9 protein-coding genes are annotated in these 13432 nt (G+C 68.1%); 7 read left to right on the plus strand and 2 right to left on the minus strand.

The features are described from left to right. Window positions 1-162 precede the first annotated feature (162 nt). The 6 genes from ABNX41_RS01985 (at window position 163) to ABNX41_RS02010 (ending at window position 6940) form a co-directional block, all read left to right on the plus strand. Window positions 163-990 carry an NAD-dependent epimerase/dehydratase family protein gene (locus ABNX41_RS01985; RefSeq protein ID WP_438668039.1) on the plus strand — a complete coding sequence of 276 codons (828 nt, stop codon included), beginning with the start codon at window positions 163-165 and terminating at the stop codon, window positions 988-990. Beyond that, a complete protein-coding gene (locus ABNX41_RS01990; RefSeq protein ID WP_438668040.1) occupies window positions 987-1598 on the plus strand; it encodes a sugar transferase in 612 nt (203 codons plus the stop codon). The genes ABNX41_RS01985 and ABNX41_RS01990 overlap by 4 nt, the downstream gene beginning before the upstream one ends. A 103-nt stretch (window positions 1599-1701) precedes the next feature. Continuing rightward, on the plus strand, window positions 1702-3627 hold the full coding sequence (locus ABNX41_RS01995) for a polysaccharide biosynthesis protein (protein WP_438668041.1): 1926 nt from the start codon (window positions 1702-1704) through the stop codon (window positions 3625-3627). A 131-nt stretch (window positions 3628-3758) separates the two neighbouring features. Next, window positions 3759-5888, plus strand: coding sequence for a YjbH domain-containing protein (locus ABNX41_RS02000; RefSeq protein ID WP_438668042.1), 2130 nt, complete (start codon window positions 3759-3761; stop codon window positions 5886-5888). Next, the gene (locus tag ABNX41_RS02005) at window positions 5879-6514 is read left to right on the plus strand and encodes a YjbF family lipoprotein (protein WP_438668043.1); all 636 of its coding nucleotides are present in this window, start codon (window positions 5879-5881) and stop codon (window positions 6512-6514) included. Before ABNX41_RS02000 ends, ABNX41_RS02005 begins: the two co-directional genes overlap by 10 nt. Window positions 6515-6688: 174 nt before the next feature. After that, on the plus strand, window positions 6689-6940 hold the full coding sequence (locus ABNX41_RS02010; protein WP_438668044.1) for a hypothetical protein: 252 nt from the start codon (window positions 6689-6691) through the stop codon (window positions 6938-6940). A gap of 112 nt (window positions 6941-7052) precedes the next feature. Here ABNX41_RS02010 and ABNX41_RS02015 read toward each other — a convergent pair whose 3' ends face one another. After that, on the minus strand, window positions 7053-10598 hold the full coding sequence (locus tag ABNX41_RS02015; protein ID WP_438668045.1) for a translocation/assembly module TamB domain-containing protein: 3546 nt from the start codon (window positions 10596-10598) through the stop codon (window positions 7053-7055). Next, a complete protein-coding gene (locus ABNX41_RS02020; protein ID WP_438668046.1) occupies window positions 10598-12391 on the minus strand; it encodes an autotransporter assembly complex protein TamA in 1794 nt (597 codons plus the stop codon). The genes ABNX41_RS02015 and ABNX41_RS02020 overlap by 1 nt, the downstream gene beginning before the upstream one ends. A gap of 412 nt (window positions 12392-12803) precedes the next feature. Here ABNX41_RS02020 and rimP point away from each other — a divergent pair, with 412 nt between their 5' ends. Continuing rightward, window positions 12804-13421: a ribosome maturation factor RimP gene (gene rimP, locus ABNX41_RS02025; RefSeq protein ID WP_438668047.1), complete on the plus strand. Its 618-nt coding sequence runs from the start codon at window positions 12804-12806 to the stop codon at window positions 13419-13421. The last annotated feature ends 11 nt before the right edge of the window (window positions 13422-13432 follow it).

Raw genomic sequence — 13432 nt, forward strand, 5'->3', positions numbered from 1 at the left:
CGATCGCATCGCATACTCCCCGCCCCTGTCGCCATGGCAGTGGACAACGGGGTCCGCCGGACCATAATCGCCGGGGGGTCGGGGTCAATCGGCGCCCGCCGATCCGGCGTAGAAAGCTGGGGGTAACTCTGGGGGTAGTTGATTGGCGGCGGAGGATCGCGCATGGTCGAGCTTGTGGTGACGGGCGTGGGCGGACGGCTGGGGGGCATGATCGCCCGGGCGTGGCGGGCCGCGCCGCCCGAGGGAGTGCGCGTGCTGTGGTGCGGGCGGGGACCGGGCTGGGACATCGGTTGGGACATCCTTTCGGGCCCGGTGCCGGACTGGCCCCGGGGCGCGGTGGTCCTGCATCTGGCGGCGGTGGTGCGCGGGCCGGCCGACGCCTTCGCGCGCAATCCCGAGATGGCGGAAAGACTGGCCGAGGCCTGCCGCCGCAACGGCGCGCGGGCCTTGCTTGCGGCCTCGACCATCGCGGTTTATGGCCCCGGTCGGGGAACGCCCTTTGATGAGGACATGCCGCTTGATCCGCAGAACGACTATGGCCGCTCCAAGGCCGAGGCCGAGCGCCGGATGGCCCGAGCGGCGGGCGGGCTGCCGGTGACGGCGCTGCGGATCGGCAATGTCCTTGGCGCCGATGCGCTGTTCGGCCCGCGTCCGTCGGCGCAGCCGATCCGGCTCGATCCGGTTCCGGGCAGCGCGGCGGGCCCGCTCCGGTCCTGGATCGGGCCGCGCGGGCTGGCGCGCGCCTTCGGTTGCCTCGCCCGCCTGGCGGGGCGCGGTGCGGCGCTGCCCCCGGCCCTGAACATTGCCTGCGATCCGCCCCTGGGCATGGCCGATCTGCTGGAGGCCGCGGGGCGGGACTGGTCCTGGAGCGCGACCCCGGCGGCGGTCCCGGTCGCGGTGATGTCCACGCGCAGGCTGCGCGCGCTTTGCCCGATGCCGCCGACCGATCCCGGGGCGCTGCTGGCCGAACTGGCGGAGGACGGCGGATGACGCCCGCCAAGCGGCTGATGGATCTGGTGCTGGCGCTGGTTCTGGGCGGGGTGCTCTTGCTGCCGGGGCTGGCGCTGGCGCTGTGGATCCTGGTGAAAAGCGGCCGACCCGTGCTTTATCGCTCCGAGCGGATGAAGACGGCCCAGGTCCCGTTCGATCTGTGGAAATTCCGCACCATGACCGTCTCGGCCGCCGACAGCGGCGTGTCGGGCGGCGACAAGGCCGCCCGCATCACCCCCGAGGGCCGCATCCTGCGCCGCTTCCGTCTGGACGAGATCCCGCAATTGTGGAACATCCTGCGCGGCGACATGAGCTTCGTGGGCCCCCGTCCGCCGCTGCGGCTTTACGTCGAGCGTTTTCCCGAGACCTATGCGCAGGTGCTGCAAAGCCGCCCCGGGCTGACCGGACTGGCGACCCTTCGCTATCACCGCCACGAAGAGCGGCTGCTTTCCGCCTGCCGGACCGCCGAGGAGACCGATCGGGTCTATTCCAGCCGTTGTGTGCCGCGCAAAGCACAGCTAGATGGCATCTATCAACGGAATCGCAATATATGTGGTGATTTCGTGATCTTGCTTGAGACTGCGAGGCGGGTCTGCCGACGCCGCTGATCCGGGGGATCCGGGCGTGTCGGACGGGTCGCCGACGGAATGATTTGCCCGGATGGGGTCCTGTCCGCGGTGTGAATGGTGAAAGGGGCAGGGAACGTTGGGAATGGATCTGATCAGAAAGCATTTTTTTCGGATCTCGCAGGTTCTGACCCGCCGCCACAAGCAGATGGTCATCTGGCTGGCCGATGTGATCATCGCGCCGCCGGCCTTCCTGCTGGCCTGTCTGTTCACCTATGGCCAGATCTGGCCGACCGAGCAGCTCTTCCGCCTCTTGCCGCTGTTTCCGACCGTTGCGCTGGCGGGGGGGATGGCCTCGCTCGGGCTGGGCCTGCCCTGGATCAAGCTGAAATCATACGAAAGCTTCGGCCCCGGCGGGCTGATCCCCTATGCCGCCATGGTCGGCGGCGCGGTGCTCATGGCGACCATGCTTCCGGCGCTGAACTTTCCGGTGGTCGGGACGCTGGCCTTCACGCTGATCCTGTTCCTGGCCGCCTTCGGGCTGCGGATCACGCTGTTGCAACTGTTCCTCTGGGCGCTCAGGTTCCGCAAGCCGATGGTGCGGGTGCTGATCTACGGCGCGGGCACGACCGGGCTGCAACTGGCCTCGGCCTTGCGCTCGCATGAGACGATCTCGGTGGTGGCCTTCGTCGACGACGATCCGACCCTTCGGCGCGAGCGGCTGGCCGGGCTGCGCATCCATCCGGGCGGCCGGATCGAGGAGGTCGTCGCCAATTACGAGATTTCGCGGGTGATCCTTGCCATGCCTTCGCTTTCGGCGCCGAAACAGGCGCGGCTTGGTCGGCAGTTGCAGGCGCTCGGGCTTGAGGTGCAGGTGCTGCCCTCTTTCGCACAGCTCGTCGGGACCGAGGTGCTGGTGGACAAGCTGACCCCGCTGTCGGCGGGCTATTTCCTTGGCCGTGACCGTCTGGACAAGAGCATCCCCTCGGGCGGGGGGGAATATCGCGGCCGTTCGGTCATGGTCAGCGGGGCGGGGGGCTCGGTCGGATCCGAGCTGAGCCGCCAGATCCTGGCCTGTCATCCGCGTCGGCTGGTGCTGTTCGAAGTCAGCGAACATGCGCTCTACACCATCGACAAGGAGTTGCGCGAACTTTGTTCCGATGGCCTGACCGAGATCGTGCCGGTTCTGGGCTCGGTCGCGGATGCGCGGCTGACACGCCAGGCGCTGGACGACAATGCCGTGGATGTCGTCCTGCATGCCGCCGCCTACAAACATGTGCCGCTGGTCGAGAACAACCCCATCGCCGGGCTGGCCAACAACGTGTTGGGCACCCGCACCCTGGCCGATGCCTGCCTGAAGCAGGGCGTGCGGCGCTTCATCATGATTTCCACCGACAAGGCGGTGCGGCCGGTGAATGTCATGGGCGCCTCGAAGCGGCTGGCCGAGATGGTGGTGCAGGATCTGGCGGCCCGCGCGGCCCGCACCCAGTTCTCGATCGTGCGCTTCGGCAATGTGCTGGGCTCGTCGGGGTCGGTGGTGCCACTGTTCAAGGAGCAGATCGCGCGCGGCGGGCCGGTCACGCTGACCCATGACGATGTGACGCGCTATTTCATGACCATTTCCGAGGCGGCGCGGCTGGTGCTGCTCGCGGGCTCCTTCCGCGATGAGGACCGGCCCGGGCGGGCGGATGTCTTCGTGCTGGACATGGGCAAGCCGGTGCGGATCCGGCAACTGGCCGAGCAGTTGATCCATGCCGCGGGCTATACGGTGCGCGACGCGCTGAACCCCACGGGCGATATCGAGATCAAGGTCACTGGCCTGCGCCCGGGCGAGAAGCTGCATGAGGAATTGCTGATCGGCGGCGGCATGGAAAAGACCCCCCATCCCAAGATCCTGCGCGCCGCCGAAGAGGCGACCGGCGATCTTTCGGTATCGGTCGCGGTGCAGGAACTCGGTCGGCTCATCGCCATCGGCGATGCGGGCTCCGCCCGCGCGCTTGCGCTTTCGGTCGCACTTGGCGAGTGCCGAACCGCGCCCGCCGTCGCCATGGGCTCGGCCCGGGTGCTGTGATGGCGCGTGTTCTGATGGCGGGGGATCGTTCGATGGCGCGGATCCTCGGCTCGGCCTTTTCCGCTGGGCGCCGAATTCTCCTTGCCCCTTTCCGGCCCGCGACCGATAGATGGCAAAGTGGAGGGTCGGTCTTGCCAAGCTTCATCCGTCATATGCCAGCGGTCGCGGTCGCGGCGCTTTGCGTCGGGCCCGCGCGCGCCGAGATGCTGCCAACGCCCGGGCTCTGGGGCAATTCCGGCCTGATCGACATGCCCTCGGGCGAGGCGATGCCCGATGGCACCTTCTCGTTCTCCGGCGCGGCCTTCGGCCCGGTCGCGCGCTCGACGCTCACCTTCCAGATCACCCCCTGGATGTCGGGCAGCTTCCGGCTTCAGAACACCCGCAACTGGAATGCGGTCTACAACGACCCGTCGGATCCGTCGAACATCCATTCTTCCTACAACGACCGCAGTTTCGACCTGCGGTTCCACCTGCTGCGCGAAAGCGAATGGCAGCCCTCGGTGACGGTGGGGCTTCAGGACATCGCGGGCACGGGGGTTGTCTCGGGCGAATATCTGGCCGCGACCAAGACATTCGACGACCGGCTGAAGCTGACGGCGGGCCTGGGCTGGGGGCGGCTTGGCAGCTACAATTCCATTGGTTCCCCTTTCGGCGCGCGGCCCGCGCCAGAGGTGGGTCGGGGTGGGCGGCCCAACCCGGACACCTGGTTCAAAGGCCCGGCGGCGCTGTTCGGCGGGGTGGAGTGGAAGGCTTCCGACAAATGGACCTTCAAGGCAGAATATTCCTCGGACGCCTATGAGACCGAGGCGGCCCTGCGCCAGACCTTCGATCGGGCGAGCCCTTTCAACTTCGGTGTCGAATATCAACTGGGCCGCTACGCGCGGCTCGGGCTCTACTCGCTTTACGGCTCCGAGGTCGGGATCTCCTTCCATGCGGTGGTGAACCCGAAGAACCGCGTCACGGTGGGGGTGATGGGGCCCGCGCCGGTGGGTGTGGGCCAGCGGCCGTCGCGCGGTGCCGACCCCGAGGCCTGGGACGGCGGATGGGTCGCGCAGGCCGATGCCGATGCCATCCTGCGGCGCAACCTGGCCGGTTATCTTGAGCGCGACGGCATCTTCATCGAGGATTTCGCCTATAGCGCCGGTCGGGTGCAGATCCGCATCCGCAACACGACTTTCGACGCCGCGGCGCAGGCGGTGGGCCGCACCGCCCGCGCGCTGTCGCATGTGATGCCCGCCTCGGTCGAGGTGTTCGAGATCGTGCCGGTCGAAAGCGGCATGGCCGCGTCGAAAGTGACGCTGCGACGCTCGGATCTTGAGGCGCTCGAACATGTGGCGGGCAGCGATTCCGCCCTGCGCGGCCGCGTCACGGTCACCGCGGCCGAGCCCGGCACGATCGGGCGTGGCCCGCAGGAGGGGCTTTATCCGAAATTCTCCTGGAGCCTGCTGCCCACGGCCCGCACCGTCGATCCGCTGCGCGGCGATATCGGCCTGCGGCTGGCCGCCTCCTACGAGATGCGCCCGGGGCTGGTGTTCTCGGGTTCGGTCTACAAGCGGCTGGGGGACAATTTCGACAAGCTGGACCACCTGACCCATTACACCGGCCTGCCGCCGGTGCGCAGCGATGTCGAGAAATACACCGTTGAAAGCGGGCTGACCTTCGAGCGGCTGAACATGGCCTGGTATGCCCATCCCGTCGAGAATATCTATACCCGCCTGACCCTCGGCTATATCGAGCGGATGCATGCCGGCGTCTCGGGCGAAGTCCTTTGGAAGCCGGTGGACAGCCGCCTGGCCTTCGGCGCCGAGCTGAACTACACCAAGCAGCGCGACCGGGACGGCGGGTTCAGCTTCAACGACTACGATTATGCCATCGCGACGGGCCATGTCTCGGCCTATTACGATCTGGGCAACGGCTTCCTGGGCCAGATCGATGTTGGGCGCTATCTGGCGGGCGATCTTGGCGCCACGGTGTCGATCGATCGCGAATTCGGCAATGGCTGGCGCGTGGGGGCCTTCGCCACGCTGACCGATGTCAGCGCGGATGTGTTCGGCGAAGGGTCCTTTGACAAGGGCATCCGCGTCACGGTGCCTTTCAACTGGTTCCTGGGCCAGCCGACACGGCAGGAATTCTCGACGCTGATCCGACCGCTTCAGCGCGACGGCGGCGCGCGGCTGGATGTCGAGAACCGGCTTTACGACGTGATCCGCGACCAGCATGTCGAGCGTCTGGACGATCAATGGAGCAGGGTATGGCGGTAAGGTCGGCTTTTCTGGCGCTTGCCATGTGCCTTTCGGGTTGCGCGGCGGTCAGGGATACCTCGGTCGGGGCGGCGCTCTCGGGCCTGCTTTCGCATGGCGGTCAGGCCAGCCCGACCGCCGTGCATGTGCCACGCGCCGAGATCGAGAAATTCGGCGTCGCGGTGATGCGGGTCTTCCTGCCCGGCTGGGGCGGGGACGGTTTCATCGTTGTGCGCGACGACAAGGGCGCGGTCAAAGCCTGGGCGGCGGGGGATGGCTCGCTCTACACTTTCCGCAACGGGATCCTGATCGAGACGCGGGGCCTTGGCGCCGATCTGATGTCGTCGTCGGCACCCTCTCCCGGCCAGATCCTGGGCGGCGGCAGCCATGGCCGCAGCTATTTCTCCTTCGGAGAGGAGGACCGCATGCTTCGATATGACTTCTCTTGTCGGGCGCAGGCGCGCGGCACGGTCGAGATCACCGTGCAGGGCAAGCGTCACCTGACCCGCCACATCGTCGAAGAATGCGAGGGTGCGAGCGGGAATATCGCGAACGAATACTGGTTCGAGGGCCAGACGATTCGAAAATCCCGCGAATGGGGCAGCCCGCTGCTCGGCTATCTGGAGTTCGAGCGGATCGTCGATTGAAACGGCGCGCCGACGGGCAGATCGGCGGCGATCCGCCGTTTCGGTTGGCGGTTTCGGCACAGGAACCGCCTAAAACTTCAAATCCTTAGTGGTTTCTTGGACACAATACCCGCTGTTTTGTGGGTTGGACTTTCTTTGCGGCCCCGTCGGTGTTATCCGTAGGAGGAGATTTTCTTGGAGGTCTATGAAATGAAGAAGGTTGTTCTCGCCGCGTTCGCTCTGTCGAGCGTTGGCACCGCTGCCCTTGCCGGCGGCCCGGTCATCGTTGTCGAAGAGCCGACGCCGATCGTCATCACCGAAACGTCCAGCAGCTCGGGCCCGGCTTCGAGCGTTGGCAACAGCGGCGCCATCGTGGCCGGTCTGGCTCTGCTCGCCATCGGCGTTGCCGCCAGCGGCGGCAGCGGCAGCGGCAGCGGCACCAACTGATCGTTTCGCCTGCGGGCGAAATCTGAAAAAGACAAAAGGCCGATCCTTCAGGATCGGCCTTTTGATTTTCTCCGACCCCGGCCTCTCCCGGGAACCGGGCGGGCCGCCGGGTTCAGTAATCGCGTTCGAGGAAGATGCCGATCCCGCTTTCGCCGCTGGAATCGACGCGGCCCTTGACGGTGACGCCAGGGCGCAGGTCAAGGTTGAGATTGACGCGGCTGTTGCCGTCCTGGTCGACGCCGATCTCGGTATAGACATTGCGCGAGATGTATTTCCCCGCCGTGACCGAGGTCGAGCCCTCGTCCGAGGTGGAAAGGTCGAGATCGTCGAACCCGAAGCCGCGCCGCAGCCGCGCCATGATCCCCTCGCCGCCGCGCCCGGCCAAGGTTGCCACCGCATTGGCGAGCTGCGCCGCCTGGAAGGCCGAGATCGTGTCGAGCCCGCGCCCGAACAAAAGCCAGGCCAGCACCTCTTCCTGCGGCATTTCGGGATTGGCCGAGAAGGTCACCTCGGGCGCATTCGCCGGGCCCTCGATCGCGACCGTCGTGGTCACGTCATCGGTGGTATTGGTGGCCAGAACCGTCAGATAGGGGATGAAATCGCCCTCCAGCACCAGGCTCGCGGTGGAAAGCACCAACCGTCGGCCAAGGATGTCCAGCCGCCCCCGCACCAGATCCAGCCCGCCCGAGGGCACGATGTTGCGCAGCGTGCCGCCGACCCGGATCGCGCCGCCGAGTTCGGCGTCAAGCCCGCGCCCGCGGACGAAGACCCGCGATTGTGCCACGATCTCAAGATCCAGCGCCCAGTCGGGCAGGCTGGATCCGCCTGACCCGGCGCCGCCCGTGGCCGAGGCGTTGACGCCCGCCCGTCCCCGCGTCGCCCGCACCTCGGCGCTGTCGCCGATGTGGCGGATGTTCTCCATCTCGGCAAAGCTGGAAAACCCGGTCGAGGGCACGCGCAATTCGGTATCGCCAAGCGAGAAGCGTCCCGAAAGCCGCGCATTGCCCAGAAGCGGGCCGACAAGGCGCAATTCGCCCGAGGTGACGGTCTCGTAAAGCTCGGGGTCGCGCAGGCGCAATTCCTGCACCGAAAGGGTCAGATCGGCGCTGTAGGGCGCGTTCAGCGACAAGGGCCCGTCCAGCCGCAGCCGCCCGCCCCCCGTCCGCTCGGCGCTGGCCGCGATCCGCATCGCGCCGCCGGAAAGATCGGCGGCGACCGCCACCTGCTCCAGCGAAAGCCCGCGCGCCGGAACGCCGATGCGGCCCGAGGACAGCGTCACCCGCCCGCTGGCATTGGCCGGGGTCCAGCCGCCCGCAATGGCCAGGTCATAGCCGATCTGGCCCGCCAGGGTGACCGGATCTGTCAGCGGGTTGATGATGGCGGCATTGCTGCTGCCCTGGATCCGCAGGTCGGGCTGGGCGGCAAGCAGGCCGCGCAGGCTCATGTCGATGGCGGCCGGGCCCTGCACGCGCAGATCGGCGTCATAGCCCGCCGCGCCCCGGGGCGAGAGCCGCCCGCTCAGGCTGACCGCGCCGGGAAATTCCGGCACCAGAAGCGCCAGATCCGCCAGGCGCCCCGCCACGCGCAGGCTGCCGTCGGTGCCCTCGCCGATCACCTCGGCGGTCAGGTGGCGGCCGTCGAGCACCAGCCGGACCAGCCGCGCCACGCCCTCTTCCAGCGCGAGTTCGGCGCTGACCTCCGAGCGGCCTGCCAGCAGCCGGTCCGCCTCGGCCTGGCCGACCCGCAGGTCGGTGGCATCGCCGTCAAGCGTGATGCGGGCGTTTTCGGGCGTGCCCTCGAAGCCTGCGCGCGCCGTCAATGCGCCGGCATAGCTGCCGCCCAGATCGGCAAGGCTGGCCCAGTCGAGCGTGCCGGTCAGGCTGTTCCCGCGCGAAGAGGAAAGCCGCCCCTCGGCGCTCAGCCGCAGGCTGGCGGCGCTGGCGTCCAGGCTTTCCAGAACGGTCCCGGTCTCGTCGCGCCGGACATGGGCGAGAATGACGGATTCCCCGGCAAGCATTCGGTCCGCCTCGGGAATATCGGCGCTGATGCCGCGCCCGCGCAGGTCGAGCGAGAGGTCGAAGCCGCCGGTCAGCGCGCTGGCCTCGCCCGAGACCCGGAATTCCGCCGCTCCGCCCAGGGGCCGCCCGGCCAGGGCCGAGAAGCGGGAGAGATCCGTGGCCTCGACCTCGATCCGGCCCGAGGTGCGCAGGGCCTCGCCCAGGCCCTGGATCTGCAATCCGCCGCGCAGCCCGTAATCGGCGCCGGTCAGGGTGATCTGCGGCAGGTTCAGCGCGCTGTTGCCCTCGCGCCAGGTGAACAGCAGCCGACCACCCAGGTCGCGGCCCGCGGCGGCCAGGATCGCGGGATCCAGCCCGCCCAGCCCGTCCAGGTCGAAGTTCAGCGTGCCGCCGACGCCGCGCCGCTGGCCGATGCGGTCGATCCGGCCCGATCCGGTCAGGGCCAGCCGTTCGGCGCTCACATCCGGGCGGTCGAGCCCCTGTGCGATCAGGCGCAGGGACCAGCCGCTGTCCTGGGTGGCATCGAAGCGCAGGCTGAGATCGGCGCGTTCCACCCGCGTCTCGGCCGGGCCCGCGATCGGCAGCAGGACCGGGGTTCCGTCCGGCGCGACCAGGGTGGCGGTCAGGTTCAGCTTCTCGGGCAGGCCGTCGCCCGCGATCTCGACGCTGCCCTCAAGCCCGAGCGCGCGGGCGTCGAGCCGCAATTCGTCCAGCCGCAGCCGTCCACTGGGCCAGATCTGCCCGGCCACGTCGAGGCGCAGATCCTCGCCCAGGAATTCGGCATATTCGGGCAGGAACAGCGGCGCGGGATTGCCGGCGAACCGGGCCTCGAAGGCGCGGGTGCCATTGGCGTCGACCGAGGTGGAGATCGGCCCGGCCAGACGCTCTTCGCCCTCGCTCTCCAGCCGGAATTCGGCGGCGAAATCGTCAAGCTGGCCCTTGCCCTTCAGGGAAAGCGCCGCCGCCGGGGTGCCGGGCAGGTCGATCAGCGAGGCGACGATCCCGCCCTCGGCCTCACGCGCCTCAAGATCGAGGACGAGCTGGCGGCTGGTGTTGGAATAGCTCGCCTCAAGCGCGATCTGGCCCTCGGGTCCGTCATCGGTGCGCTCGATCAGGAAAGAGGCCAGGCCATCGCCGCCGGAAAGATGCAGCTTGGCCAGCAGCGTGCCCTCAAGCGGCTGGCCCAGGACGGGTTCGCCCAGCACGATGCGGTCGGCGCGGATCTCGCCGATGTCGATCGAGACCGGCAGTTCCGGCAGGGTGATCTCGACGGGCGTGGCCTCGGGCGTGACAGCGGTTTCCTCGCCCGCGGGGATCCGCTCCAGCGTGATCTGCGCGGCGCTGAGTTCGTTGATGATGACCTCGCCCGACAGGAGCGCGCTGCGGCTCCAGTCCAGCACGACATCGTCAAGCGTGATCCAGATCCCGTCGTCGTCGGCGATGGTCAGCCGCGTCATCGTCGCGCGCGATGACAGCGCGCCGGTGAAACCCGAGATGGTGACCTGGCGGCCCGCGCCCGAGAGGTTGTCCTCAAGGAAGGCGGTCAGCCAACTGCGGTCGTCCTCCTGCGCCAGGACCGGCGCGGGCAGAGTGAGGGCGGCGGCCAGGACGAAGGGGCGCAGAGGCAGGGGCGCGCGCATCAGAACGCCTGCCCGAGGCCGATGTAGATCTGCACCCCGTCGCCGGTATCGCCCCCGACCGGGGCGGCGACATCGAAGCGGATCGGGCCGAAGCCGGTCTCATAGCGCAGGCCCAGGCCCGCGCCCGCGTGCCAGTCGCCCAGGTCGTCGAAGAACCCCTCGGCGCCGATGCTGCCCGCGTCGACGAAGCCGACGAAGCCGATGGATTCGGTGATCCGGCCGCGCAATTCGACCGAGGCCGCCAGCATATGGGTGCCGCCGATCAGGAAATCGCTGCCGCCGCGCGACATCTGCACCCCCAGCGAGCGATAGGGCTGGCCGCGCACCGTGCCGCCGCCGCCGGAATAGAACAGGTCGTCGCGGGGCGTCTCGAACAGGTCGCTGCCAAGGATGGCGCCGCCCTGGATCCGGGCCGCGATGGTCAGCCGGTCCGCCTCGCCGAAGCTGCGGTAGCCCCTTGTGTCGAAGGTCAGCCGCAGGCCCGACCCGGTGGAACCGAAGCCGAGGAAGGGTTTGGCGTCGGCGTCGATATAGAAGCCGCGCCGGGCGTCGGTGGTGGAATCGCGCCGGTCCCATGTCGCCCCCAGGGGCAGAGAAAGGCTGCGATAGCGGAAATCGCCATCGGGGTCGGAGCCATCGACGAAGGAATAGGCGAACCCGGCCCGCCCGGTAAGCTGATCCGAGAAGTAATGCGTCAGGTTCAGCCCGGTCGAGGCGTAATTGGCGCTGTAATCCACCTCGTCGAGATGGCCGATGGTGAAGTTGAAGCCCGCGGTCGTGTCCGGGGTCAGTGTGGCGGGGCGGTCGATGGTGATGCCCAGCTCGTAGTCGATGCCGCTGTTACCCGATCCGATATTGGTGATCGCGCCATCGACGCGCAGCCGCTCGGCCCCGCCCCTCAGGTTGCGGTGCATCCACGAACCCGTAAGCGAAAGCCCGTCAACCGAGGCCAGCTCCGCACCCACCGAATAGCGGCGAGGGCGCTGTTCGGCGACGGCGATCTCGATGGGCAGCAGGTCGCCGGGCAGGATCCGGTCGGATTCGGTCAGGGTGACGGTCGAGAATACCCCGGTCCGGCGCAGGCGCGTCAATGCGCGGTCAAGCTCGGACTGGCTGAAGGCCTCTCCCTCGCGCAGGCCCGCGATCTTGAGGATCCGGCGCACCTCCATCCGCTCGGCGCCGGTCACGCTGACGGGGCCGAAGCGCAGGGCGGGGCCGGGGGCAAGGCGGAGGTCGGCGGAAAGGGTGCGGGCGCGGTGATCGGCCAGGATGTCCTCGCGGCTGATGCGGGCCTTGGCGTGTCCGGCCTCGCGCCAGCCCAGGACGGCGGCGTCGGCCGCATCCTTGATCAGCCCGGCCGCCGCCGTCTCGCCCGGGCGGAAGCCCGAGGGCAGGTCGGTCGCGGGATCGGTGCCGGGGGCCAGTGGCGAAACGCTGGTGCGCGAGAAGGTGAAGACCGGGCCGGGATCGACCTGCACCCGGATCGTGCCCACCCGGGCGGGCGCGTCCAGGGGCGCGATGGCCGATGCCTCGCGCCCGTCCAGGGTGATGCGGATCACCGCCGAATAATGCCCCGAGGCGTAAAGCGCGCCCAGAATGCGGCCGTAATCCGAACGCGCGGCGGCGAAGAGATCCTCGGCATCGGTCTGGCCGTCGGCCTGCTGCTGAAGCAGCAAGGAGGCAGCGCGCACCACGCGCTCCAGCCGTTCGTCCCCACCCGCCACGGTGAAATCCAGCCGGTCGAGCGCAGGCGCCGGTTGCAGCGAGAGCCCGAGCGTCAGAACGGCGATCATTCCCGCGCGAAGGGCCGTTTTCCTGAAGGAGGCGGTTCTGTCGGCACGTCGCGCAAGCAAATCGGTCACTCCTCTGACGCCTACAACTTATGGCAGGCACCCGTCCGAGAGCAACAGCCCATGGTATCGATCCTCAAGCCTTCCAGCGGATTGTTTCCCCTGAACGCACAAGGCGCGAAAGGGTTCCCGAAGGACTTCGCGACGGATTGCCGAAGCCAGCCGTTCGGGACCCGCTGCTTGCGACGGGGCATTCGCGGGCTTCGGGGCTTGCAGATTCGGTTTTTCCGGCCTATATGGCCTGCAACAGCGGTTTCAGGGTCCAAACCTGAAGCTACCGGAAAGCGCAAGCGGGCCGCTGGGTCCGCTTTTTCGTTTTGCCACCTGCCTTGCATGAAAGCCGTCTGGAAGCCGAATGTCCGATCTGATCGCGAAAACCGCCATCGACCGCCGCCTTGCCGAGATCGTCGGCCCGGTGATCGAGGGCCTTGGATTCGAGCTGATCCGGCTGCGCCTGATGGGGGCGGCGGGCAGGGTCGAAAAGACGCTTCAGATCATGGCCGACCGCCCCGAAGGCGGCATCGGGGTCGAGGATTGCTCGCAGATCTCGACCGCCGTCTCGGCGGTGCTCGACGTCGAGGACCCGATCGAGGACAATTACATCCTTGAGGTCTCCAGCCCCGGCATCGACCGCCCGCTGACCCGGCTGAAGGATTTCGAGATCTGGAAGGGCTGGGAGGCGAGGGTCGAGACCACCGAACTGATCGACGGCCGCCGCCGCTTCAAGGGCGGGCTGATGGGGGTCGAGGGCGACGAGGTGCTGGTCGAGATCGAGGACCAGGGCCAGGATGTCACCATCGGGCTGAAATTCGACTGGCTGTCGGATGCCAAGCTGGTCCTGACCGACGAGCTGATCGCCGAGATGCTGCGCCAGAAGAAGGTGGCGCTGCCCGAGGATGGCGGCTTCGACGAGATCGAGGAAACCGACGACGAGACGGACGGGGACGACGACAGCCCCGAAACCAGGCACTGAGCGGGAGAAAG

The organism is Pseudogemmobacter sonorensis (assembly GCF_042762395.1).
Classification (GTDB): Bacteria; Pseudomonadota; Alphaproteobacteria; order Rhodobacterales; family Rhodobacteraceae; genus Pseudogemmobacter; species Pseudogemmobacter sonorensis.